A 25,629-nucleotide genomic window follows, 5' to 3' on the forward strand; every position below is an offset into this window, starting at 1 on the left:
AATGAGGCCCGAAGCACGCATTGCAGCAACGATAGAATTGCTTGATGAATGGTTGACATCTTTAAAGATGAGCCGACAACCAGCAGATATCCTTGTGAGTAATTTCTTCCGCGCTAGGCGCTATGCAGGGTCTAAAGACAGGCGCGCGATCACAGGTTCTTTTTATGCCATATTAAGAAACTTTGCGTCACTTGCTCACCAATGGGACCGTGAGGCCCTCACTGGGCGACAGTTGGTTCTGTCTTATTATTATGAGACAGACACTGAATCGTTGGACCTTTTTAACATTGAGAGTGATTATGCTCCTCAAAATCTGACTGCTGAAGAGAAAAAGGCGTTAGAAGATAATTCTGGAAAAGACAAAGATGAGCATATCACTTTGAATTGTCCAGAAGTCTATGCCACAGCCTTTAAAAAGCGTTTTGGCGACGACTTTAAGACAGAAATTGAAGCACTAAATGTCCCTGCAATGCTCTCTGTTCGTGTGAATCCATTGAAAGGTGATCGTCACCAAATTTTTGGAAAACTTGTAGGCCAAGGCATCCGCCTTAAAAGAACAGAATATTCTCCCTATGGCTTTATTTTTGAAGAAAAAACACCTCTTGGAAATTTAGACCTATATAAAACAGGTGTGATTGAAGTTCAGGATGAAGCTGCACAGATAGCGTCCATGCTCATAGACGCTCAAGAAGAAGACACTGTTATAGATCTCTGTGCTGGCGCTGGTGGAAAATCTCTTTTGGCAGCAGCTATTGGTCCAAAGAAAGCAAACTTCATTGCTTTTGACATCGATAACAGACGCTTAAATGATCTCAATAAAAGGGCGGAAAGAGCAGGGGTCAATATCCATGCTATAAAGCTGCCCTATACGGGCACTCGCCGGGGGAGCAAATTAACGCCTTATGTTGAAAAAGCTGATCAAGTGATTGTTGATGTGCCTTGCAGTGGAACAGGGACATGGCGTCGTAACCCAGATTTGAGAGTACGCATGGAAGCAGAAGATCTGAATCGTCTGACTGCTCAACAAACCGGTTTACTTAAAGAAGGGTCACAGCTTGTCAGACCTGGGGGATATCTCTTCTATATGACGTGCAGCCTTTTACCCCAAGAAAATGAAGATATTGTTGACCAATTCCTAGCAAAAAATACTGATTTCACTAGAATTGATGCACGCGATCGACTGAATGAAATTGAACCGTCAATTGATTTAAAATGCCCATATAGTTTGAATGAGGATGATATCTTATTGTCGCCAAACTCTCATGGCACAGATGGGTTCTATATTTCGATCCTGCAGCGTCTTGCCTGATCTTTATTTGTGATTGGACAAATATCTGTGATCGCATTAGTTTAATGATGAGTTTGTAAGGAGACTGTATAATGAAGTTAACTGTTGTTTCTATTATCGTAGCATCGATGATTGCGAGCCCCGCACTGGCCACGGATAAAAAATTACAATCAATCTCCTCAAAATTTATTCTTGAAGCTAAAAGCTTAAAAGCTAATGGAAAACTAACCGAGGCACAATTTGCATTGGAGAAAGCGCTTGTCGCTGATCCTCAGAATGCTTCTATCCTGGTTGCCCTAGGTGAAATTCACGAAGCTCAGGGCCATGTGGGCAAAGGGTTGAAATACTATAGAAATGCACTCTATGTTGACCCTGCGTCTAAGCATGCACTCAAAAATCAGGCACTCGCTTTTCTTAAAAAAGAATTGGTCACAAAGGCAGAGATCACACGCGAGAAATTACACGCAATCTGTAAAGGGACCTGTGAAGAATTGTCTTTTGTGCAGCAAGCTATTACTGCCTATAAAGAAAAGAAAACAGCTGAACTGACAGCAGAGATTGAAAAGTCAGAAGAAACTGAAAAACAATAAGACACATATATCTGAAGTTTTAATTGTATAAAAGCCCCGGAGAATATCCGGGGCTTTTTTGTTTAATTATGCAGATATATTTATTTGAACGTACCAGGCCATTCAGCTGCAATATAGGCAAAAACAGTCCATACAGCCATATTTTGACGCATCATTTTAGGGTCAACCTTATCGAGTGTATCATCTGGTGTATGATGAAGATCAAAATAATCTTCTCCATTTTGCATGAGGCCTACAGAAGGAATACCCAAAGCGTGAAGGGGGATCATATCTGGTCCTCCCATAGTCCCTCCTGAGCGACGTGTAACACCCAGCGGCCCCATGAGGCCAGCCATTGTATCAATGACATGAATGGCTTTCGGGGCCACATGCTCAGATGATTTAAGACCGTAGACTGGACCAGCGCCGAAATCTGATTCAGAGCCGATAATATGGTCCTTTAAGGTCCCATCCTCTTGACGAGCCTTCGCATAGGCCCGCGCTCCTATCAATCCAAGCTCTTCTGCTCCCCATAAGATCACACGAATAGTCCGACGAGGCCGCTCTTTGACTGTATTTTTAATAAAGTTAGCGGCAGCCATTGTAATGGCAACACCTGCACCATCATCCACGGCGCCTGTACCAAGATCCCAGCTGTCTAAGTGACCGCCAATGACAACAATTTCATTTGGCTTCTCACGGCCTGTGATTTCACCAATTACATTTTTCGTGACAATTGGACCCAAATCTTTCGTTTTGATGTTTAACTTAACTTTTGGGGTATGCCCAAGGGCAAACAATCGTTCAAGTTGATCTGCATCAGGGTTTGATAACGCTGCAACAGGAATTGAAGTGACCCCTTTAAAGATATTGGTGCCGCCTGTATGGGGATTCCGGTGGTCATCGGTGCCAATTGAGCGAATTAATAAGGCAGAAGCACCTGCTTTTGCGGCTGCCATATATCCTTTTGTTCGGGCAATGTTTGCTGGCCCATAGCCTGCACCATCGATTTTTCGCTCCATACGATTGCTAATAAAGGCTATCTTTCCTTGAAGACTGCCTTGCGCTGCTTTATCCAGGTCTGCATATGTTTCAAATTCGACGATGTCACCTTTCAGTCCTCCCTCAGGCGTTGACGAAGAGCGACCAAGAGCAGAAATAACAAGTTTTTGATAATAGGGGGCCATGACTTCTGCTGTTTCAGAAACTCTTACCCAACCATTCATCTGAACATCTTCTGTCCAAACTTTATCAAAACCTAGCTTCTTAAATGTACGAACACCCCAATCAATGCCGTTTTTCTCACCAGGTGTTCCCGGATGACGGGCACCTACTTCTGTCGTTAATGATGAAAGAATTTCATAGGCACTGTTGTTTTTTAATGCAGAATCTCTGAGCAGTGCTGCTGTTTTCTTTGTCTTTTCACTCACCGGGATCAGTTGATCATTCGCTAAAATAATTGTCGGCGATACAAGTAGTAAAAGTGATGTTATAAAAATCCGCATTAGTGTCCCCTCTAGTGGATCTGTGTTAAATCATTATCTTGGAGCCATTTCATTAGAGCTTCTTTTGCTCTTACTGTCTTGGCGACTTTCCGTTCCGCTTTTTTATATTTACGCCCAGTTTCTGGATTTTTGCCAATAATATCGGGCATTAGGCCAAAATTAATATTCATAGGTTGGAATGTTTTAGCATCGGCCCCACCAGTAATATGATGCATTAGAGCGCCAAAGGCAGTTTCTATAGGCGGAATAGAAAGTGTCTTTGAATTTCTTTCAGCTGCTGCAAACCGACCCGCAAGAAGTCCCATAGCAGCACTTTCAACATAGCCTTCAACTCCCGTAATTTGCCCAGCAAACCTAATTGACTCTTTCGACTTTAGTTTCAGAGTCGCGTCTAAAAGCTTTGGACTATTGATAAAAGTATTTCGATGCAGTCCACCGAGTCTAGCAAATTCAGCCTTTTCTAGGCCTGGGATTTTTCTAAAGACTTCTTTCTGCGCGCCCCATTTCATTTTTGTTTGAAAGCCTACAATGTTATAGAGCGTTCCAAGAGCATTATCCTGTCTAAGCTGAACAACGGCGTGCGGTTGATCCTCACTATGAGGATTAGTAAGGCCAACAGGTTTCATTGGACCAAATCTTAATGTTTCATGACCGCGCTCTGCCATGACCTCTACTGGCATACATCCATCAAAATAGGGGGTGTCTTTCTCCCATTCTTTATAATCCGCTTTTTCACTATCCGTCAGGTCAGCAATTAAAGCATCATACTGGGCTTCATTCAGTGGGAGATTAATATAATCTTTTCCGTCTCCCTTATCATAGCGACTTTGAAACCAAGCTTTTTCAAAATCGATGGTTTCTTTATAGATGATTGGGGCAATGGCATCGAAGAAAGCCAATTTGTCTTCTCCCGTCGCTTTCAAAATAGACTGAGAGAGAGCATCAGAGGTCAGGGGACCTGTGGCAATGATCACATTATCCCATTCCTCAGCAGACGGGAGATGTTCAATCTCTTCACGGCAAATGGTAATAAGGGGATGATCCTCAAGGCTTTTTTGTACATCTTCAGAAAATGCTTCGCGGGCTACTGCGAGCGCAGACCCTGCAGGGATCCGGTTTCTTTCTGCTGCATCCATAATGAGACTGTTTAACGCTCGCATTTCATAATGTAACAGCCCCACAGCATTGTTTTCATGATCATCAGAACGGAAACTATTGGAACAAACTAATTCTGCAAGCCCTTCTGTTATATGAGCATCGGTTTTTTTTACACCCCGCATTTCATGTAAGACAACCGGAATACCCTGATTGGCAATTTGCCAGGCTGCCTCTGACCCAGCGAGGCCACCGCCTACAACGTGAATTTCTTTAATATCGCTCATTATATACTCTCACATGGATGGTCATTTCATAAACTTTAACTTGCGGCTTGTTTACAGAATTTCTGCCGACTATGGTAGGGAAAAATACAAGGGTTTCTGGAATGGCTGTCAAAGCAAAGGATATTATATCGCTTTTATCACTTTATGCACACCGGGGGTGTGGCAGTGAAGAAGAAATGTATGCCAGAGAGGAACTTTTGGCTATTTTAGAAGGCGAACCTGGTGTCACGGTCAAAGAAGAAGGCTTTTATGCACCCAGCAGCTATCTTCCATTTTTTTGGATTATATTTTCCGGTGTGATCCTAGGTATCTTGATTACACCATACAGTCCCCTTGTATCCCTCATATTAACACTCTGTCTTAGCGGGAGTTTTCTTCTTTTTATGGACTGGCGATATAGCCCCTTAATCCAAGTGACTGAGCATAAAATTACAGCAAATTTAGTAGCAACAAAAACAACAGGCTATCCCTTAGATCCCTTAATCATCCTCATGGCCCATTTAGACAGCGCACCTGCTTCTTTTGCTTATAGAAAAGAACAAATATCATTCTTTAAAATAACGCTCTATTGCACAGCAGTTATTATGATTTTTTCATCTGCATTCCCACTTATGCATTTCGGAAATTACTTCATCCCAGACTATGTTCGATTTATGTATTCAACGATCTTATTTCTAATCATTTTCATAACGTCTATTGATTACTGGCGCTATGGTTATACGCCGGGTGCCAATGATAACCTCTCTGGTGTGACGGCAGCGACAACGATTGCAAGACGCTGCTTTAGAGATATGCCCGAAAATGCTGAAGTGAGATTAGTGATTACCTCAGCCGAAGAAGCTGGCATGTTAGGTGCTAAGCAATATTTAGGCTTGCACGACGAAGAGTTGATGAGCCGTCCAACCTATGTTTTAAATATTGATTCTGTAGGGGCAGGGAAGCTGTGTTATGTCAGTCATTCAGGGACTTTTTCTGAGACTCACTATAAGGGACCAGTGATAGAAACAGCTTTTAGACTTTCAAGAGACCATGATAAATTTTCACACATTCGGTCTATGAAACATCATGTTGGGGATTTTGATACTATCTGGTTCATGCGAGCTGGTATACCTTCACTCACATTAGCGGCTTATGATGAAGAAGGTGCCATGCCCCATATTCATACGCCAGAAGATACAGTGAAGCAGCTAGATCATGCGCTTATTGAAGAAGCTATTGATTACGGCGAAGCCATAGTTAGGCGACTAGCGATAAAGGAAATGACATGACACAAGAGAACGATAAGCAGTGGAATACTATTCTTCATTTTTGGTATGACGAGTGCAGTCCTGCAGATTGGTTTAAAAAAAGTGATGCTTTTGACACGCTTCTTACCGAACGGTTTGGTAGACTTCATCAAGAGGTTCTTGAGGGTGTGCACAGTGATTGGCGTCGTAGCCCCCAAGGTAGGGTTGCAGAAATTATCCTTCTTGATCAATTTAGCCGCAATATGTTTAGAGATACACCGCAAGCCTTTGCTTCAGATTATCTCTCTCTGTCCTTATCCCAAGAGCTCATCAGTCAAGGTCTTGATGTAAATCTTGAAAGCAAATATCGTAAATTTGCCTATATGCCCTTCATGCATTCTGAAAATCTAGAAATACAAAAAAGAGGTATCAAACTTTTTAAAAAACTAGGCATTGAGGATACGTTGAACTATATGATCGCTCATCATGATGTGATCGCTAGATTTGGACGATTTCCTCATAGAAATGCAATTTTGGGCCGTGAAAATAGTTGGGAAGAGCTTTTGTATTTAGAGGAAAATGGCGGCTTTTAGTCTGTAACCTCAGCCAGCTTCTCTTCCGCCTCCATCCAGGCAATTTCTGCGTCTTCTATAGCAACAGTGAGTTCACCGGCTTGTTTATTTAATTTGATAATTAACGGGCCAGCTCGGGGATCCTCGCTTTCATATAGCTTAGGGTCAGCCAACTTGCTTTCAACACGGCGCTTTTCTTTCTCAAGTTTATCAAGAGCTGCCTCAGCAACTTTGACTGCTTTTCTGAGTGGGGCGATAGCTGCCCGTGCTTGGGCACCTGATATACGGTCTTGCTTTTTAAGATCGTCTTTTTTATCTTTTCGCCTTTCTCCAGAACGCTCAGACAGTAGAAGCTTTTTATAATCCTCTAGATCTCCGTCATAAGGGGCCACATCTCCTTCTTTAACAATCCAAAGTCTATCGGCGCAGGCTTCTACCAAATGTCTATCGTGAGAGATTAAAACCACGGCACCATCGTAATCATTAAGGGCAAGTGCTAGAGCTTCACGACTATCCACATCCAAATGGTTCGTTGGTTCATCAAGAATAAGCAGTTGAGGCTTATCAAATGTACATACGGCAAACATCAAGCGGGCCTTTTCTCCTCCAGAAAGACTTTCAACTTTACGGTCGGCCTTATCAATTCCAAATCCAAACGATCCTAGTCTGGCCCTTATCTGTGCTTCAGTGGCTTCTTCCGGCATTAACCTTTGCATAATATGTAACGGTGTATCGCTGGGATTAATCTCGTCTAATTGATGCTGCGCAAAATAACCTATTTTTAATTTGCGAGGCCGTCTATAGCGACCGCCTTCCTCAAAATTTAGAGGCTTCAATTTTTCACACAACAGTTTGGCAAATGTAGATTTTCCATTACCATTTGCCCCTAATAGGGCAATTCTGTCGTCCATATCGATCCTGAGATTGAGTTTATTCAAAATTACTGTCTCAGGGTCATAACCGACTGACACATTTTCAAGCGCAATGAGAGGAGAAGAAAGTGGCTCAGGATGCGGGAATTGGAAAGGAATAGTATGTTCCTCGACTATGCTGGCTATGGGTTTCATACGCTCTAGCATTTTCACGCGACTTTGGGCTTGTTTGGCTTTGGAAGCCTTTGCTTTAAATCGATCTACAAAGCTTTGAATGTGCCGTCTCTCGGCCTCCTGTTTAGTCTTTAAGGCCATTTGTTGTTCAATTTTTAAACGACGCATTTCTTCAAATCGATCGTAGCCACCCGTGTAAAAATTAAGTTTTCCTTGTTCCAGATGGACGATTGAGTTTACGGCTTTGTTTAATAGATCTCTATCATGCGAAATGATTATGACAGTATAAGGGTAGGATTTTAAGAAGTTCTCTAGCCAGATAACACCCTCAATATCAAGATAGTTTGTCGGCTCATCAAGAAGAAGAAGGTCTGGTTCTTGAAATAACATACAAGCCAGTGCCACCCGCATGCGCCAACCACCAGAATAACTTTCACACGATCTCAGTTGTGCTACTTCATCGAAACCTAAACCAGATAAAATCTTAGCCGCTCGGGCTTCCGCAGAATGATACCCCAGATCTGTGAGGCGTGCATGAATTTCAGCAATGCGTTCTCCTTGCTCGGTCTGGGAGAGTTCCACTTTTAGGTCTGCCATTTCTCGGTGAGAGTTAAGCACAGTCTCAAGTAAAGATTGAGGGCCACCTGGTGCTTCTTGACCGACATGACCTACAATTGCGTTAGATCTAACCTTAATGGCTCCAGATTCTGGTCCAAATTCATCAAGAATCATTCTAAACAAAGTGGATTTTCCAGCGCCGTTTTTACCGACAAAGCCAACTTTATGGCCCACCGGAATGCGCACAGTTGCTTGATCAAAGAGCAATCGATCACCAATTCTATAGGTTATGTCTGTAATATGAAGCATAGATATCCATAAGCGTTGAACGGCAGAAAATTTTGTCATGCCTTTAGCATGGATAGATTCAAATGTGAATGCGGGCTTGGCTTTTTTTGTGAACTTCGTTATATAGCGCACACGAATCGAATTTTTAGACTGCGGGGTGGTCCCGCGGTCTCAACACATAAGGAATTAAGATAATGGCTATTCAACGTACATTCTCTATTATCAAGCCAGACGCAACAAATCGTAACCTAACTGGCGCTATCAATGCAATTTTTGAAAAAGCAGGTCTTCGCATCGTTGGCCAAAAGCGTATTCAAATGACACAAGCTCAAGCAGAAACATTTTATGCTGTACATTCTGAGCGTCCTTTCTTCGGTGAACTTGTTGAGTTCATGACTTCTGCACCTGTGGTTGTTCAGGTTCTAGAAGGCGAGAACGCAGTACTTGCGCACCGTGAAGTCATGGGAGCTACTAACCCAGCTGAAGCTGCTGAAGGTACTGTTCGTAAAGAATATGCACTTTCAATTGGCGAAAACTCTGTTCACGGTTCAGATTCTGAAGAAAATGCTGCTCTAGAAATTGCACAGTTCTTCTCAGGTAACGAAATCGTTGGCTAATTCTACGCTGTAGAATGAAATCATTTAGGTCTCTACTTATTTGGTAGAGGCCTTTTTTTATGGTAGGGTCCTTCAACTCTGGAGGATCAACTATGAAAATTACACCTTTATTTTTATCTTTAGGGCTTATGTCCCTTCTAGGCATGCCTTTAACTGCTGACGATAAAGCGGATGTTCAAGCTGCTATCAAAGGATATGTGCACGGCTTTTATTTGGGCGATGCATCGTTATTGGAAAAGCATGTTCATACAAGCATGCGAAAAATTGGTTGGTATCGCGGGGCCGGTGATAAAGCGTACAAAGGGCCTTATTCTATGACTCAAAAATCTGCCATGGAATTTGCACCAGGGTGGGGATCAAAATTTGACCCTGGTAAAGACGGGCATATGGTCATCACCATCTTTGAAATTATGGATAAAGTTGCCTCCGCAAAGGTTGAAGCTCATTGGGGAGTTGATTTTTTCCATTTGGCGAAATCAGAAGAGGGCCAGTGGCAAATATATAATATTATCTGGCAAAGTCATTCTGACGGAAAACTTAAATAAGCTTTATACAGCAGGGTTTATGACCCCATTGATAGGATCCTCATACCCTTTGATATGAACCACATTGTTTATCAGATTTATGCGCTTCTCAGCTATGAGTTTTACAGCGTACGGATACAGTTTATGTTCATAAGGTAGGACCTTATCGGCTAGGGTTTCATTGGTATCGTCCATACTGATAGGGATGGCGGCTTGAGAAATGATAGGGCCACTATCAAGGTCAGGCACAACATAGTGCACAGTACACCCTGTAAAACGACATCCATCCTCTAAAGCCCGTTTGTGCGTATTTAACCCTTTATACGCAGGTAAAAGAGAAGGATGAATGTTGATCATGTGATCTATCCAGCCCTTGACAAAATCCGAACCAAGAATTCGCATATAGCCTGCAAGACAGACTAATTCTACACCCATATCTCTAAGTTCAGCATCAATTGATTGTTCGTAAGCCTCTTTACTTGAATGTTTTTTTTGGGAAAAGCTAACAGCTTTAATTCCTGCCATACGTGCACGTTCTAGGCCATAAGCATCTGCTTTGTTAGAGATTACGACAACGATTTCAGCAGGAAATCCTGGATCGGCACAAGCATCGATAAGCGCTTGCAGATTAGATCCTCTTCCTGATATCATCACACCCAGTTTAAGATTTGACATTATTCAAGACCTTCAGTGGAATTATGTCTCAGAAACCCAATCAACATCGCTTCCCCATGTACCAGCACCTCCAGAGACGCGGCAAATAGGCTTGCCTGCTCCTGCTTTTATGGTGCCAAGATTATAAACATCTTCGCCTTCACTAGAAAGAAGTGCGGAAACTTCCTCTGCTTTATCAGAAGAGACGACCAAGACCATCCCCATGCCGCAGTTAAAGGTGCGTGCCATTTCTCTAGTATCAATATTGCCTTCTTCCCTTAGGAAATTGAAAATAGCGGGCAATTCCCATATGGAAGAATCAATTTCAGCCACTGTATCTTTGGGCATGACACGCGGAACATTTTCAAGAAACCCCCCACCTGTAATGTGTGAAAGGGCTTTTACATGGCCTGTTTTAACCGCTTTTAAACAGCTCTTAACATAAATTTTTGTGGGAGCAAGAAAAGCCTCACCAACTGTTTTCCCTGAAGCAAAAGGAGCAGGGTCACTGTATTTATATCCCTTGTCTTCAATAATACGGCGGACTAACGAGTATCCATTGGAATGAATGCCTGAAGACGCAAGACCAAGGAGCACATCACCTTCAGAAACTTTAGAGCCATCTAAAAGCGTACCGCGTTCAGCAGCACCAACACTAAAGCCAGCAAGGTCATAATCATTCCCCTTATACATGCCAGGCATTTCTGCAGTTTCGCCGCCAATAAGAACTGATCCACTCTGGCGGCAACCCTCAGCTATCCCAGAGACAACGTCGGCCATCTGATCAACATCTAAATGACCAGTTGCCATGTAATCCAAAAACAACAACGGTTCTGCGCCTTGGACGACAAGATCATTGACACACATGGCTACTAAGTCAATCCCGACTGTATCATGAATACCAGCCTCTAGTGCGACCTTCAGTTTCGTCCCGACCCCATCAGTTGCTGCCACTAGAATAGGATCTTCATAGCCAGCAGCCTTTAGATCAAAAAGACCACCAAATCCCCCAAGGTCAGCATCAGCACCTGGGCGCTTTGTGCTTGCTGCCATTGGTTTAATGCGATCCACGAGAGCTTCTCCTGCATCAATATCAACGCCTGCATCTTTGTAAGTATAGGATTTGTTTTCGGTCATTGGTTTTCACCCCAGATAAAAGAATTTTTCATAGCTGGTCACATTTAACTTGCCATAGAGTTGTCGTAAATGGTCTATATAGCAAGAATGAATAATCAGCAAATTTTGACTGCTTATATAGATAAATGATGAGCGTTTGAAGTGTCTAAGTTTCAATATATGAAAAAAAATATGCCATTTTATTGGTTTTTGATGGTTTTCCTTACTTTTAAGGCTTCTTTTAGCGCCTCAGGAGGCAGCTTACATGCACAAGATTTTATCAGATCGACTGAAGCGCTTGATATTCTGTTCACTATTAGGGAAATAAAAATTGATCGCTCGGACCGTTCTTCACTTATCGCTAGGGAAAAAGGACTGCAAGAGGCTCAGGAACATGCTTTTAACTCGTTGCTTAGAAAAATTGTCTCGAATGAAGATTTAGATCGTGTCCCTCAAATATCATTCAGAGAAAAAGTTTCTATGATCCGTGGTATTGAATATGTCTCTGAGCGACGATCAGGAAAACGCTATTTAGCCACTATAAATATTGGTTTTGAACCCGTGAAGCTTGCAAGCTTCTTATCGGAAAATGGAATTCCCCATGTATTGGGTGCTGGAACAGGGGTGCTCATTGTTCATACGCATAGTCACAATGGCCTTGATTATATGTGGGAAGAAACAAATCCCGCCCTTGCTGCTTGGAATAATGTGGATAGTCTTAACCGTCTTAGAAGCTATAAATCACTGGAAGACAGCCTCTCAATTCGGGCTACCATTGGCGCTGAAACAGTAAAGGGGGCTTTGCTCAGCGATAAGGAAGGGGGGGCTGCCTTCTTCCAGAAACTTGCAAAAGAAAATGGTATGGATGAAGCTGTCTTAATGCATACTAACTATAATGAATTCACTCAAACTGTTGATTTTATGTATAAACTCACGGCGACAGGGTTGAGCGGTCAAGGCACTATTCAAAAGGATATTGCTTTTACACTGCGTGATAATTCTGAAAGTAACGCTGTCAATAAATTGTCGTTTGCCCTTGATCAAATTCTTGCTGAGGTTGATGATAGTTGGCGGTCTAGGTTGTTGATAAACAGCAGTGTTGTCGGGGAAATCTCATTAATCATTCCAACGAATAGCCTTTCAGACTTGGCCACAGTCCAACGAGCCATAGATAGCTTAAGCCTAGTTCAAGAGTGGAAAGTTCTAGAGATTGGAATCCCTGTGTCTAAAGCTTTCTTGAAATATCGAGGACGAGAGGACCAATTAACGTTAGCGCTTAAGCTTGCGGGATTGAAAATCGAAGCTTATGGTGAAGAATGGCTCCTGAAACCTCTAAACCAATAGGGTAGAATTCTTATGAATAAATGGGTACTTGCGGGTATATGCATCTTTATATCCATGATTGTATATGTCTCGAAAGCTGTCTTATTGCCCTTTTTGGCTGGACTAGCGATTGCATATTTTCTTGACCCGCTTGCCGATAAGCTGGAAGAGAGAAAATTACCGAGAGGGGGAGCTGCGGCTATTGTTCTGCTCGTTTTCTTCCTTGCCTTAGGAGGCGTTGTATTTGCCTTCTGGCCTATTATTAAGGCCCAATTGGCATCAGTAAGTACAATTTTACCTAAGACTATTTCTAGTTTAGGGCCTTGGTTCGATGAATTAACAAAATCATTACATACAAATTTCGGGATTGATATTAATCAAAATGCTGAAAGTGTAATTGCAAGTGCAGCCGATAAGGCTCTCGGCAGTTTAAATCAGGCAATTTCAAGCATTTTACGAAATGGAGCTGCGGTCCTTAATTTGTTGATGTTGCTATTAATTTCGCCTGTAGTTGCCTTTTATCTACTCAGGGATTGGGACCTAATTGTTGCTCGAGTCAATGGGCTTCTTCCACCCAAAAAAGCAGCTGATATACGATCCATAATGATTAATATCGATAAGGCTTTAGCGGGCTTTGTACGCGGCCAAATGATCGTTGCTATGATTATGGGGGTGTTATACGCCGTCGGGTGGTCTCTTGCGGGATTGAATTTTTCAGTTCTATTAGGCGTTCTAGCTGGTGTTTTGGCTTTCATCCCGTTTGTCGGTGCAATCTTTGCAGCGCTGCTCGCCACCTTGGTAGCAGTCGGGCAATTTGGCTTTGACGGCGGTGCAATCGGCCTAGTGCTTCTTGTTTATGCTGTCGTTCAAATTGTTGAAGGGGCATTTCTTACGCCAAAGCTTGTTGGTGATAAAGTAGGTTTACATCCCGTCTGGGTTTTGTTTGCGATTTTTGCAGGATCAGAAGCTATGGGATTTGTGGGTGTCCTTATTTCTGTTCCTTTTGCTGCGGCTATAGCGGTCTTGGCCAGATTTTGGATTAAAGAATATGAAACCCACTATGACCTTGGAACACAAGCGCCTGTGGAAAGTACTACGACTTCAAATCAAGAAGAAATTGAGAGTCATAAAGCGTAGGTGCAGAAGGCAGTCTTGCTTTTCTAAAGGCGTTGTAATTGGATAGAAAAATGAATAATCGTTCTTCGAAACAATATCCCTTGGACTGGGATTACACACCGTCTCATTCTTTAGAGGACTATTTATTGTCTTCTTCTAATGAGCTGGCTTATGCTGCCATTAAGGATCAAAAAAGTTGGGCATCTCATGCGCTTTGTATTTACGGGCCTGCAAGTTCAGGGAAAACCCATTTGGCCTACAGTTTCAGTGAGTTAACATCTTCTTTTCATGTAAAAGGTAATGAAGAGTTATCTGACATAGAAGCGCATAATTCTTTTGTCGTGGAAGATGTTGATCAAAACATTTATGACGAACATTTGCTTTTCCATCTCTTTAACTGGTCTAAGGAAAATGGTGGGTATCTATTGCTGACTGCTCGGTCAGCCCCCTCCAAATGGAACTTTGAATTACCGGATTTGAAGTCACGTATCGGGTTAATGGATGTGAAAGAGATTGCAGAGCCAGACGATGATCTACTGGAAAAGATTTACTATAAACTTTTTTCAGACAGGCAAATCTCCATTGATCCCTCGCTTATTAAATTCTTACTTGTTCATGTAGAAAGATCATTTGAAGCCGCAGAAAATATTGTGGTTAGACTTGATCAAGAAGCTCTCTCAAAAAAATGTAAAGTTTCAAGACAATTAGCAGCTAGCCTCCTGAAATAAAGCATCTTTTCATTAAATTGTCATAGTAAGCCTGTTTATTCAGTGCTAAAAGATAGCCTCTTGTTGTTTGCCCAGAACAGGAGCGATCATATCATGAGAAGTAGGCATACTTCTTTGATGAGTACAAATACCACGGAAAGCGAGAGAAAAGTGTCTCATAAGAAGCGCATAAAGCAAATTCCAGGTTCGGAAAAATATTTAAATCGAGAGCTGAGCTGGCTTCGTTTTAATATGCGTGTCCTTGAAGAGTCGACTAATCCAAGGCATCCACTCCTAGAGCGTTTACATTTTCTTTCTATTTCAGGTAACAACCTTGATGAATTCTATATGGTCCGTGTTGCAGGTCTGCGTGGCCAGATTGATAGTGGCGTTAAAGTTTTATCTGATGATCAATTATCAGCTTCAGAACAACTAAATCAAATCAACAACCTTGCTGATGAACTTATGTCAGAACAACAGAAGATTTGGTTGAATATGGTTAATGAACTGAAGGACGAGGGTATTAACGTTCTAAAACCTAAAGATGTTTCTGATGATGAAAAAGATTGGCTACAGGACTATTTTCTAGAATATATCTTTCCTCTACTGACACCTATTGCAGTTGATCCTGCCCATCCTTTTCCTTTTATTCCAAATCTCGGCTTTACTATGGCTTTGTCTTTGAGCCATCAATCGAAAAAAAGAGAAATGGTTGCCTTGCTGCCGATCCCTCATCAAGTTGATCGTTTTATAAGACTACCTGGGGAGGGTGTTCGATTTATATCTGTAGAACATTTACTACAGTTATTTACGGAACAATTATTCCCTGACTACTCATTGAATGGCTGCGGCGTATTCAGAATAATCAGAGATAGTGACTTAGACATTGAAGACGAAGCTGAAGACCTTGTCAGGGTTTTTGAAAGTGCGCTAAAACGACGACGGCACGGGAAAGTCATACGCTTAAAAATGGATTCTGACATGCCTGATGATTTGAAACAACTCATCATCAAATATATGGATGCTAAAGAAGAAAGTGTTGTTCTCGTGAATGGCATTCTTGGTATAAATCAACTTTCTGAACTCATTGTTGATGATTATCCTGATTTAAAATTTACCCCTTACACCCCTCGGTATCCCGAGCGCGTAAAAGATTTTGGAGGTGATATTTTTAAAGCTATAGAAGCAAAGGATTTTGTCGTTCATCACCCGTATGAAAGCTTTGATGTTGTAATCGAATTTTTGCGTCAAGCTGCCCGCGACCCGGGTGTGGTAGCAATTAAACAAACGTTGTACCGTGCAGGTCCTCAGTCAATGATTATCAAAGCGCTCAAAGAGGCAGCAGAAAACGGTAAGAATGTTACAGCTGTCTTAGAATTAAAAGCACGGTTTGATGAGGAACAAAACATAAAATGGGCCCGAGAGCTCGAAAGAGCTGGGGTTCATGTGGTTTATGGCTTTATTGATTTAAAAACACACGCCAAAGTCTCTACAGTGATTAAACGCATGCCCAATAATAAATTAAAAACATTTTGTCATTTTGGGACAGGAAATTATCATCCGATTACTGCGAAAATCTATGCAGATTTATCCTATTTTACAGATAATGAAGCTTTGGGGCGTGACGTCAATCGCCTCTTCAATTATTTAACAGGCTATGTAGAGCCTCAAAATCTTGAAAAATTAGGCATGTCTCCATTCTCGGTTCAAAGCAAACTCTTGGAAGATATTGACCAGGAAATCAAGAATGCCCGCGCGGAAAAACCGGCTGCTGTATGGGCAAAAATGAATTCCCTTTTGGATCCTGTCATTATTGACAAGCTGTATGAAGCTTCCTGCGAAGGGGTTCAGATTGATTTGGTTGTCAGGGGCATTTGTACATTACGACCAGGTGTGCCAGGGCTCAGTGAAAATATCAGAGTTAAATCAATTGTAGGGCGCTTTCTAGAACACAGCAGGGTCGTCTGCTTTGGTAATGGGCGAGCACTTCCCTCTAAGAAATCAAAAGTTTACATCTCTAGCGCAGACTGGATGCCGCGCAACTTTTACCGACGAGTGGAAGCTTTGGTTCCTATTGAGAATAATACAGTTCATGATCAAATCGTAGGGCAGATCATGGCCGCAAATCTAAGAGATAATGCACAAAGCTGGCATCAGAAATCTGATGGCTCCTATGAACGCGTTAAGATGGATGATAGCGAAGCAACCTTCATTGCTCATGATTATTTTATGACAAACCCCTCAATGTCAGGACGCGGGAAAGCTTTAAGAAAAGCGGCTCCAGAAGACTTAATGACATATGTGACGGACGATAATTAATAGGGTTAAGAATAGTATGGAACTCAAGACCGCAAAAACCAGTGCAGATAATGCCATCAATGGAAAAACATATTTTGCTATCATTGATATTGGATCAAACTCGGTCCGATTGGTCACCTACTCAGGCCTTAAAAGGGTTCCCGAGATCGTTTTCAATGAGAAAGTATTATGTGGTCTTGGGGAAGAAGTAGGACGCACAGGGAAACTGTCGAAAAAAGCGATGAATTTGGCTTATTCTACGCTGAAACGCTTTAGTGTTTTGTGTAAACATGCTGGAATTAAGGAAATATATCCCTTGGCCACAGCAGCCATTCGAGATGCTTCGAATGGTCCAGACTTTGTACAAAAAATAAAAGAAGAAATAGGACTGAATATTTCTATAATTGATGGCAAAGAAGAAGGTCGATTATCTGGTTTAGGTGTCATCAGCTCTGAAGGCTCTGCCCATGGCTTAATGGGTGATCTAGGTGGGGGCTCCTTAGAGCTGGCAATCCTTAATGGCCGTGATGTTTCTGAGCGAGTAAGTTTACCGATTGGTCCTCTTAGATTAATCGCAGAATTTGGAGATGATACCAAAGCGATGAAGGCTTACCTCAAGGAAACACTTTCACGCTTAGATCTGAAGAAAAAGCTTGGCCATCCTAATTTTTATATGGTTGGCGGGGCATGGCGGAACATCATGAAGATGATGATCGCCGAAAGATCAACGCCGATCCCTTTGCTACAAGGGTTTCGAACTAATGCTAAGAATATGAACAGCTATTGCCGCCGCCTAATATCGTCAAAACCATCTGACTTACCCTATAGGCATTTAATTTCCGGCAGGCGCCTAGAGCTCATGCCTGTTGCGGCTCTGATACTCAAAGAAGTCTTAAAAGCTTTCAAAATAAAAGATTGCAAAGCTTCGACATATGGACTTCGAGAAGGCTATGTATTTGATAATTTGACAGAAGCAATGAAATCTAAAGATCCCTTCCTTTCTGTTTGTAAAGAACTCGCTAGAGAAAGAAGCCGGTTCGCGGAGCATTCAAGATTGCTCTATGACTGGACGTCAGGCTTGTTTAAGGGCGGTAAGTTTGACATTAGAAATCAAGAGGACCGTCTTCATCTTGCGATTTGTTATTTAAGCGATATAGCATGGCGCGGCCATCCAGATTATAGGTCTGTAACGGCAGTTGAGCAAATTCTACAAGGTAACTTTGTAGGTCTCACTCATGAAGATAGGGCCTATGTTGCAATTGCAGTCAATGAAGCTTACGGTGCGCCCATTAATAGTGACCCTATTCGCCAAGTCATTCAAATGCTTCCTATGAAGCAGATCGTAAAGGCACGCATTGTAGGTGCAGGTTTAAGGCTTGCACATAGACTTTCTGGAGGGACATCCCACATGCTTCAGGAAAGTTCGATTTCAGTGACAAAATCTGAGATCACACTCAGACTGAGGAAAGATCATCAAGACCTTGCCAATAATGTCGTTCGTAAAAGATTAGCAAATTTATCGCAATTGATGGCGAAGACGGCAGACATCACTTATACAGAAAATTAGTCAACTTCCACAACGGTGATTTGACCGTCCCGTGCCGTCAGAGCCATCTTGCCATTTATCATGGCAAGAGCATCTTTACCAAAGACGTCCATACGCCATCCTTGAACGGGGCGAATATCGGCTTCTGGATTTGTAGCCAGAGTTTCAATTTCTGCGGCAGACGCGACAAGACGTGGGGCAACACCGACTTCATTGCATCTGATTTTGAGCAGCACCTTGAGAAGATCTACCATGGGAGGTGGTTGCTTACGTGGTTTATTACGGTCAAGCTTTGGCAGGTCTTCATCAGACACCTCAAGGGCGGCATCAATATAGGTTTTTAGAGTTTGGCCAGCTTTTGAGCGACTAAAACCTTTTGAAAGCCCACGGATTTTGTCTAGATCTTCTGCTACTTTTGGCGGGTGAGCACAGATTTCAAGTAACACATCATCTTTACACACTCTATTCCTAGGAATATTCCGATCTATGGCTTGACGTTCGCGCCATTCAGCTATTTTTATTAGGATCCCCAAAAATCGAGGGTTATTGGTTCTGACTTTAACTCTTTGCCATACTTTGGTTGGATCAATATCATAGGTCTCTACACTTGTGAGAATACCAAGTTCATCCTGCATCCAGTCACTTCTTTCGCGTTCTGTAATACGCTTATCTAAGAAGCGATAGACTTTTCTCAGATGCGTCACGTCACCAATCGCATAATCCAATTGCTTATCGGTTAAAGGGCGCCGCGACCAGTCCGTATAACGAGATGATTTGTCGATTGATTTCTTTGCGATCTTATTCACAAGGGTTTCATAGCCAACAGAATCACCAAATCCACAAACACTGGCAGCAACTTGTGTATCAAAGATTGGTTTTGGAAGGGATTGCATCTCATTAAAAAAGATTTCCATGTCCTGACGGCACGCGTGCATCACTTTGATGACTTTTTCATTCCGCATCAATTCCCAAAAAGCCGATAGATCAATGCCATCCGCCAAAGGATCAATTGCATGAGCATCCTGATCATCAGCAACTTGAATTAAGCACAGCTTTGGATAATAAGTATTGTCTCTCAAAAATTCCGTATCAACAGTGACAAAGTCAGAGTCAGATAGTCTTTTACAAACAAGTTCTACGTCAGAAGAATGGGTAATATATTTCATAATTGATGCAAGCTTAGTATTGAGATTGGTTTGCTTTAATTTCTTTCTGTCATACACAGAAATTAGAAGATCGTCACCTTTTCTATGTAAGAAAGTGAAAAAACTTTAAATTATATGTGCTAATGCTTGACTTTCACCCCCAAAATGGGGCATTTCCGCATCAATGAATTATAGTTTATTTTATAGGGTAAAATATTATGCACGCTTTTCGTTCGCATACCTGTGATGACCTCCGCATCGACGCGGTTGGAGAAACAGTAAAACTTTCTGGCTGGGTTCACCGTAAACGAGACCATGGTGGTGTTCTGTTTATTGACCTCAGAGACAATTATGGCTTTACACAATGTGTCCTTGATACGGACAGTAAAGCCTTTGAGGCATGTGATGCTGTGAGAGCTGAAAGCGTTATCACAATCATTGGCCGGGTAAAGGCGCGCAGTGAAGAAACAATTAATTCTTCAATGAATACAGGCGACATCGAAGTTTACGTGGATGAGATGGAAGTTCAGGGCGCTGCTCAAGAACTCCCAATGCCAGTTTTTGGTGATGTAGAATATCCTGAAGATGTGCGTCTTAAGTATCGTTTCTTAGATCTGCGCCGTGAACGCTTGCATAAGAACATCTTATTACGATCTAATGTGATTAGCTCAATTCGTCGTCGCATGACAGAGATGAACTTCACAGAGTTTCAAACGCCTATTCTGACAGCCTCTAGCCCAGAAGGTGCACGTGATTTCCTTGTGCCAGCACGTCAGCATCCTGGAAAATTTTATGCTTTGCCACAAGCACCGCAACAGTTCAAACAGCTGCTTATGGTGTCTGGGTTTGATAAATATTTCCAAATCGCCCCTTGTTTCCGTGATGAAGATGCTCGTGCGGATAGATCCCCGGGTGAATTTTATCAGCTTGATATTGAAATGAGCTTTGTAACGCAGGATGATGTCTTCAATGCAATAGAACCAGTTCTTGTTGGTATTTTCGAAGAATTCTCAGATAAGAAAGTTACTCAAGCTCCATTCCCGCGTATTCCATACAAAGAATCAATGCTTAAATACGGCAATGATAAGCCTGATCTTAGAAACCCTATCCTTATTGAAGATGTCACTGAGCAATTCCGTGGTTCTGGATTTACAATCTTTGCCAATATGATTGAAAATGGGTCAGTAGTCAGGGCAGTTCCTGCGCCAGGTGCTGGTGCCAAATCACGTAAATTCTTTGATTCAATGAATGATTGGGCACGTAAAGAAGGCTATGCAGGCCTTGGATACATTAAAATTACCAATGGTGTAGCTGGTGGTCCTATCGCTAAAAACTTAGGTGAAGAGCGAACCCAAGCCATAATCGATCAACTTGGACTAGGTGAGAACGACGGTGTCTTCTTTGCTTGTGACAAAGAATCTGGCGCTGCTAAACTTGCGGGCGTTGCGAGAACCAAAGTCGGAGAAGATCTCGAGCTTATCCCTAATGACCGCTATGATTTCTGCTGGATTGTGGATTATCCAATGTTTGAATATGATGAAGACAATAAGAAAATTGACTTCTCTCATAATCCGTTTTCAATGCCTCAAGGCGGTATGGAAGCTCTAGAAACTCAAGACCCTCTTGATGTTCTTGCTTACCAATATGATATTGTTGTTAATGGCATCGAACTTTCTTCAGGCGCTATTCGTAATCACCAACCAGAAGTCATGATTAAAGCTTTTGGTATTGCTGGATACGGCGAAGACGTTGTTGAGGAAGAGTTTGGCGGTATGTTGAACGCCTTTAAATACGGAGCACCACCACACGGTGGCCTAGCCCCAGGTGTTGACCGAATGGTTATGCTTTTAGCTGATGAACCAAATATTCGAGAAGTCATCGTCTTTCCAATGAATCAGAAGGCTGAGGATTTAATGATGAATGCCCCGTCTACTGTGGAACCAAAACAACTTCGAGAGCTCCACATCAGAACTGTGGAACCGGTTAAAGAAGAAGAATAAATTTATGGGCAGGGTGATAAACCCTGCCTTTTTTGCCCCTTAGCAACTTTGTTGCTATTCATTTCCCAAGCGGCTTTTAAAGCCCCAAGTGAAAGTACATGATATGACATCTCTAATTGATACACATGAAAAAATACTTGTTTTAGATTTTGGTTCTCAAGTCACTCAGCTTATTGCACGCCGTGTGCGAGAAGCAGGCGTTTATTGTGAGATCGTGCCCTTTAATCTTGCTGCCGATATTATCGATAGTTTCAATCCAACAGGTATCATCCTTTCCGGTGGTCCTGCTTCTGTGACCCATAGCGATACTCCAAGAGCACCAGAGAAGGTCTTTACCCTTGGAGTTCCGGTGCTCGGCATTTGCTATGGACAGCAAACGATGGTGCAACAACTGGGTGGCAATGTAACCACATCAGACCACCAAGAATTTGGGCATGCTGACATTGAAATTAAAGAAGAATGCCAACTATTTGATGGTATTGGTACTGTTGGAGATCGCAAAGTAGTATGGATGAGCCACGGTGATCATGTTGATGCGCTTCCAGCTGGCTTTAAAACTATTGCAGCCTCTGAAGGTGCGCCTTATGCAGCCATTTCCGATGAAGATCGTCAATTTTACGGCGTTCAATTCCACCCGGAAGTTGCGCACACAACAATAGGTACGGCCCTAATCGGAAATTTTATCAAGAAAATTTGTGCCTGCAAAGGGGACTGGACGATGGCCAGTTTCAGAGAAGAAAAAATCAAAGAAATTCGCGAACAAGTTGGTGATAAAAAAGTAATTTGCGGTCTGTCTGGTGGTGTTGACAGCTCTGTTGTTGCCGTCTTAATTCATGAAGCAATCGGGGATCAGCTCACCTGTGTTTATGTGGATCACGGCCTTATGCGGGCAGGGGAAAGTGATCAAGTCGTTAGCCTGTTTAGAGAACACTATAATATTAATTTAGTTCATAAAGATGCATCAGATTTGTTCCTCGGCGAATTAGCAGGCGTAACAGATCCTGAGAAAAAACGGAAAATCATTGGAAAATTGTTTATTGATGTCTTTGAAGAAGAAGCTCAAGCCGTTGGTGGTGCAGACTTCTTAGCGCAAGGAACATTATACCCTGATGTAATCGAATCAGTATCTTTTATCGGCGGTCCTTCTGTTACAATCAAATCTCATCACAATGTGGGCGGATTGCCAGAGCGTATGAATATGCAACTTGTCGAACCTTTAAGAGAACTTTTTAAAGACGAAGTCAGAGCGTTAGGGCGAGAGCTAGGCCTTCACGAAGATTTTGTTGGTCGCCATCCCTTCCCAGGACCAGGCTTGGCTATTCGTATACCTGGTGAGATTACACGGGAGAAGGCAGATATTTTGCGCAAAGCAGATGCAATCTATCTGGAAGAAATCCGTAAAGCCGGATTATACGATGATATCTGGCAAGCATTTGCTGTCTTGCTGCCTGTTAAAACAGTTGGTGTTATGGGAGATAGCCGTACCTATGATCATGTTTGTGCGATCAGAGCTGTGAATTCAACGGACGGTATGACCGCTAATTATTATCCTTATCCACATGATTTCTTAGGGCGTGTTGCAACACGGATCATAAATGAAGTTCGAGGCATTAACAGGGTCGTCTATGATATTACATCAAAACCTCCTGGCACCATTGAGTGGGAATAAGCATACTTTCAGACTAGGCCTGTGAACAATCACAGGCCTTTTCTATATATAATTCATCAACTTAAGAGACTCGCTTTCATAGAGTCTGCAAATGTGCTTTACTTTTGTATCAGGAGGGAAGGCCATGACGTCTATCATGAAATACATAAAAGCATTCTTCAGAATTCATTATGAATTGATGCGGGCACCTCTTAACGCACTAGAGCGGTCTCGATTTAATAGAGTTGGCCTTCTTATTAGAAACTTAAAATCCTTGTTAAAAGGAAAATACCACCGTTTTGGATATGCCTCTGAACTAGAGTGCTTCTATATAGAAGAAAAAGGGGAGCGCTATTATTTTTCGAATTTAGTCAGAGGAATTAATTTATACAGTGAAGGATTGTCTGTTAGAAGAGATGAAATTGTCTCTTCTTATTTTATAGACCAAATAGATTTTGCTCCAGGAGACATTGTCATTGATTGTGGTGCTAATTATGGAGATTTATGGCTTTATCTTAAAACCCAGATAAATGAAAATACCTATATTCCTTTTGAACCCGGCATAGAAGAATATAAAGCCTTATCTTTGAATGCACCAAAATCACTCAAGAATAACCTTGGCTTGGGTTATGAAAACAATAAGAAAAAATTTTTTGTTAATAATAAAGATGCCGATTCAAGTTTTATTCAACCTTCAGAATATAGCGATATTATATATGTAGAAACGATGCGCCTCGACGATTTTGTCAAACAAAATAATATTGGTGAGATTAAATTGTTTAAATGCGAAGCTGAAGGATTTGAGCCCGAAGTGTTTAACGGTGTTGGATCAATTTTAGATCAAATTCACTATATAGCCGTCGACGGTGGGTATGAGAGAGGGTTCAAAAAAGAAGAAACTTTCTCTCATCAAACTAATTTGTTAATCGCTCAGGGATTTTCTATGGTGGCTATTAATTTTCAGTTAGGAAGAGCGTTGTTTCGAAATAAGAAATATATATAATATCTTTTAGAGAATATTTTATTAAATCTTTCTTCAAGAAAAATAACTGATTGAAATTAGACTATGGAACTCACGATTAAAGAAGCAATGCAGCGCGGCGTTATAGCGTATAAAGAAGGCCAGCTTCACACCGCTGAGAAGTACTTTAAAATTATCTTAAAAGAACGGCCTTTTCATCCTGGTGCAAACCATAAACTAGGCATGCTCGCTCTCTCTGCGAATAAAATTAGTACTGCGCTGATTTATTTTGAGAAAGCAGTTCATTTAAAACCATCAAAGGGACTGTTTTGGGTTAGTTATATCGATACCCTTTTAAAAGCTAAAAAGCATACTCTTGCTCAGAAAATCCTTCTAAAAGGCAAACAATATCTTTCAGATGCGGAATCTCATGCGTATGAAGAGAGTCTGAATGCACAGACTTCTCCTAGAAATATTAAACGGTCAACCCCTTCGAAGCAACAGGTGAAGAGCCTGTTAGATTTGTATAATCTTGAGCGATATAGTGATGCTGAAAAATATGCAAAATCCCTTACAAATCTTTTCCCTAATAATAATTTTGGCTGGAAAATTCTGGCCGCCGTATTTAAAAAGACTAATCGGCATTCTGCAGCAGTAGAGGCAGGGAGGAAAGCAATTGAAATTTCTCCAAATGATACTGAAGCCCACTGTAATCTAGGGAATACACTCTTAGACATAGGGCATCGGGAAGAAGCAATGAAATCTTATTTGACCGTCACTAAATTAGACCCAAATCACGCTGCAAAACATTTAGTTGCGTCGATGTCTGGTGAAAATACAAAGGGGGCTTCAAAAGATTATGTAAAGTGGCTTTTTGATGGATATGCTGAGAATTTTGAGCAGTCTTTAGTAGATACGCTCGATTATAGCGTACCTCATGTTTTAGCTGATCTCATATTTAAAGAAAATGAGGGGAAACCACTAGGCAAAGTTCTTGATTTAGGCTGCGGTACGGGATTATTTGGGCAGGAAATATTAAATCAGTATACCTATTTAGAAGGCATTGATTTATCAGTGAATATGCTCAATAAGGCTGCCGAAAAAGAAATATACGATACATTAGTGTCTCGAGATATTCTTGAATATTTAAGCCAGAAAGAGCTGTGTTATGATTATTTTATAGCAGCAGATGTTTTTGTATATATTGGGGATTTATCAGAAATATTTAAACAGATTAAAAAGCGAAATAAAAAAGGAGCTCGGCTTGCATTTTCAACAGAAGAACTTTCTGGCGACAGCTATAGACTACAGCCCTCAGGACGCTACGCTCACTCAAAAGACTATATACAAAAATTATGTAAGCAGTTTGACTATAAAATTCTTAAACATCATGAAATGGGGATAAGGAAGGATGAAAATGTAGGATATATTCCGGGAGCTTTATATTTGTTAGGCTTTTAGCACAGAAATTACTACAGTGGCTAAGCATACTTGTATTCCTTATTTAAAATACCCACATAAGGATTATAATAATAAGACA

The 25,629-nt window shown here is 41.6% G+C and carries 21 protein-coding genes and 1 pseudogene; 16 read left to right on the forward strand and 6 right to left on the reverse strand.

Features of this window, described 5'->3' with window-relative positions:
- Nucleotide 1 precedes the first annotated feature (1 nt).
- Both QGN29_RS11455 and QGN29_RS11460 read left to right on the forward strand, forming a co-directional pair.
- Nucleotides 2-1,309 (forward strand): RsmB/NOP family class I SAM-dependent RNA methyltransferase, encoded by a 1,308-nt coding sequence (locus QGN29_RS11455; RefSeq protein WP_310798001.1) that lies wholly within the window; start codon nt 2-4, stop codon nt 1,307-1,309.
- 71 nt (nt 1,310-1,380) lie between these two features.
- Nucleotides 1,381-1,878 carry a tetratricopeptide repeat protein gene (locus QGN29_RS11460; RefSeq protein ID WP_310798002.1) on the forward strand — a complete coding sequence of 166 codons (498 nt, stop codon included), beginning with the start codon at nt 1,381-1,383 and terminating at the stop codon, nt 1,876-1,878.
- A gap of 80 nt (nt 1,879-1,958) precedes the next feature.
- Here the strand turns inward: QGN29_RS11460 and QGN29_RS11465 are convergent, their stop codons facing one another.
- Together QGN29_RS11465 and trmFO are read right to left on the reverse strand one after the other, a co-directional pair.
- Nucleotides 1,959-3,362 (reverse strand): M20/M25/M40 family metallo-hydrolase, encoded by a 1,404-nt coding sequence (locus tag QGN29_RS11465; RefSeq protein WP_310798003.1) that lies wholly within the window; start codon nt 3,360-3,362, stop codon nt 1,959-1,961.
- An 11-nt stretch (nt 3,363-3,373) separates the two neighbouring features.
- Nucleotides 3,374-4,744 (reverse strand): methylenetetrahydrofolate--tRNA-(uracil(54)-C(5))-methyltransferase (FADH(2)-oxidizing) TrmFO, encoded by a 1,371-nt coding sequence (gene trmFO / locus QGN29_RS11470; protein WP_310798004.1) that lies wholly within the window; start codon nt 4,742-4,744, stop codon nt 3,374-3,376.
- A 101-nt stretch (nt 4,745-4,845) separates the two neighbouring features.
- Between trmFO and QGN29_RS11475 the strand changes: the two genes are divergently transcribed.
- Complete coding sequence (locus tag QGN29_RS11475; protein WP_310798005.1) at nt 4,846-6,012, forward strand: M28 family metallopeptidase; 1,167 nt, start codon at nt 4,846-4,848, stop codon at nt 6,010-6,012.
- The gene (locus QGN29_RS11480; RefSeq protein ID WP_310798006.1) at nt 6,009-6,563 is read left to right on the forward strand and encodes a DUF924 family protein; all 555 of its coding nucleotides are present in this window, start codon (nt 6,009-6,011) and stop codon (nt 6,561-6,563) included. Before QGN29_RS11475 ends, QGN29_RS11480 begins: the two co-directional genes overlap by 4 nt.
- Here the strand turns inward: QGN29_RS11480 and QGN29_RS11485 are convergent.
- Complete coding sequence (locus QGN29_RS11485; RefSeq protein ID WP_310798007.1) at nt 6,560-8,494, reverse strand: ABC-F family ATP-binding cassette domain-containing protein; 1,935 nt, start codon at nt 8,492-8,494, stop codon at nt 6,560-6,562. The two genes, QGN29_RS11480 and QGN29_RS11485, sit on opposite strands and share 4 nt — an antisense overlap.
- A gap of 134 nt (nt 8,495-8,628) precedes the next feature.
- On the opposite strand from QGN29_RS11485, the gene ndk reads away from it, so the two are divergent.
- Together ndk and QGN29_RS11495 are read left to right on the forward strand one after the other, a co-directional pair.
- Nucleotides 8,629-9,051 carry a nucleoside-diphosphate kinase gene (gene ndk, locus QGN29_RS11490; RefSeq protein WP_310798008.1) on the forward strand — a complete coding sequence of 141 codons (423 nt, stop codon included), beginning with the start codon at nt 8,629-8,631 and terminating at the stop codon, nt 9,049-9,051.
- A 92-nt stretch (nt 9,052-9,143) separates the two neighbouring features.
- Nucleotides 9,144-9,596, forward strand: coding sequence for a nuclear transport factor 2 family protein (locus tag QGN29_RS11495; protein WP_310798009.1), 453 nt, complete (start codon nt 9,144-9,146; stop codon nt 9,594-9,596).
- Nucleotides 9,597-9,599: 3 nt separating this feature from the next.
- Here QGN29_RS11495 and purN read toward each other — a convergent pair whose 3' ends face one another.
- Together purN and purM are read right to left on the reverse strand one after the other, a co-directional pair.
- On the reverse strand, nt 9,600-10,250 hold the full coding sequence (gene purN / locus QGN29_RS11500) for a phosphoribosylglycinamide formyltransferase (RefSeq protein ID WP_310798010.1): 651 nt from the start codon (nt 10,248-10,250) through the stop codon (nt 9,600-9,602).
- A 21-nt stretch (nt 10,251-10,271) separates the two neighbouring features.
- Nucleotides 10,272-11,366 carry a phosphoribosylformylglycinamidine cyclo-ligase gene (purM, locus tag QGN29_RS11505; RefSeq protein WP_310798011.1) on the reverse strand — a complete coding sequence of 365 codons (1,095 nt, stop codon included), beginning with the start codon at nt 11,364-11,366 and terminating at the stop codon, nt 10,272-10,274.
- A gap of 159 nt (nt 11,367-11,525) precedes the next feature.
- Here purM and QGN29_RS11510 point away from each other — a divergent pair, with 159 nt between their 5' ends.
- The 5 genes from QGN29_RS11510 to QGN29_RS11530 all read left to right on the forward strand — a co-directional run bounded on the left by QGN29_RS11510 (nt 11,526) and on the right by QGN29_RS11530 (nt 18,356).
- Nucleotides 11,526-12,689 carry a hypothetical protein gene (locus QGN29_RS11510; RefSeq protein ID WP_310798012.1) on the forward strand — a complete coding sequence of 388 codons (1,164 nt, stop codon included), beginning with the start codon at nt 11,526-11,528 and terminating at the stop codon, nt 12,687-12,689.
- Nucleotides 12,690-12,701: 12 nt separating this feature from the next.
- Nucleotides 12,702-13,805 carry an AI-2E family transporter gene (locus QGN29_RS11515; protein WP_310798013.1) on the forward strand — a complete coding sequence of 368 codons (1,104 nt, stop codon included), beginning with the start codon at nt 12,702-12,704 and terminating at the stop codon, nt 13,803-13,805.
- 50 nt (nt 13,806-13,855) lie between these two features.
- Entirely contained in the window at nt 13,856-14,512 is a 657-nt protein-coding gene (locus QGN29_RS11520) for a P-loop NTPase family protein (RefSeq protein ID WP_310798014.1), read from the forward strand.
- Nucleotides 14,513-14,629: 117 nt separating this feature from the next.
- Nucleotides 14,630-16,810 carry an RNA degradosome polyphosphate kinase gene (locus QGN29_RS11525; protein WP_310798015.1) on the forward strand — a complete coding sequence of 727 codons (2,181 nt, stop codon included), beginning with the start codon at nt 14,630-14,632 and terminating at the stop codon, nt 16,808-16,810.
- 16 nt (nt 16,811-16,826) lie between these two features.
- Complete coding sequence (locus tag QGN29_RS11530; RefSeq protein WP_310798016.1) at nt 16,827-18,356, forward strand: Ppx/GppA phosphatase family protein; 1,530 nt, start codon at nt 16,827-16,829, stop codon at nt 18,354-18,356.
- Here the strand turns inward: QGN29_RS11530 and rnd are convergent.
- Nucleotides 18,353-19,501: a ribonuclease D gene (gene rnd / locus QGN29_RS11535; RefSeq protein WP_310798017.1), complete on the reverse strand. Its 1,149-nt coding sequence runs from the start codon at nt 19,499-19,501 to the stop codon at nt 18,353-18,355. The two genes, QGN29_RS11530 and rnd, sit on opposite strands and share 4 nt — an antisense overlap.
- 197 nt (nt 19,502-19,698) lie before the next feature.
- Here rnd and aspS point away from each other — a divergent pair, with 197 nt between their 5' ends.
- The 5 genes and pseudogenes from aspS (at nt 19,699) to QGN29_RS11555 (ending at nt 25,550) form a co-directional block, all read left to right on the forward strand.
- Nucleotides 19,699-21,480 carry an aspartate--tRNA ligase gene (aspS, locus tag QGN29_RS11540; protein WP_310798018.1) on the forward strand — a complete coding sequence of 594 codons (1,782 nt, stop codon included), beginning with the start codon at nt 19,699-19,701 and terminating at the stop codon, nt 21,478-21,480.
- 103 nt (nt 21,481-21,583) lie between these two features.
- The gene (gene guaA, locus QGN29_RS11545; RefSeq protein ID WP_310798019.1) at nt 21,584-23,149 is read left to right on the forward strand and encodes a glutamine-hydrolyzing GMP synthase; all 1,566 of its coding nucleotides are present in this window, start codon (nt 21,584-21,586) and stop codon (nt 23,147-23,149) included.
- A 124-nt stretch (nt 23,150-23,273) separates the two neighbouring features.
- Nucleotides 23,274-24,131, forward strand: coding sequence for an FkbM family methyltransferase (locus QGN29_RS11550; RefSeq protein ID WP_310798020.1), 858 nt, complete (start codon nt 23,274-23,276; stop codon nt 24,129-24,131).
- A gap of 87 nt (nt 24,132-24,218) precedes the next feature.
- Nucleotides 24,219-24,347: pseudogene (locus tag QGN29_RS14500) on the forward strand (hypothetical protein); the annotation flags it as partial.
- Nucleotides 24,348-24,593: 246 nt separating this feature from the next.
- Complete coding sequence (locus QGN29_RS11555) at nt 24,594-25,550, forward strand: class I SAM-dependent DNA methyltransferase (RefSeq protein ID WP_310798021.1); 957 nt, start codon at nt 24,594-24,596, stop codon at nt 25,548-25,550.
- Nucleotides 25,551-25,629 lie beyond the last annotated feature (79 nt).

It is taken from the genome of Temperatibacter marinus (assembly GCF_031598375.1).
GTDB lineage: Bacteria > Pseudomonadota > Alphaproteobacteria > Sphingomonadales > Kordiimonadaceae > Temperatibacter > Temperatibacter marinus.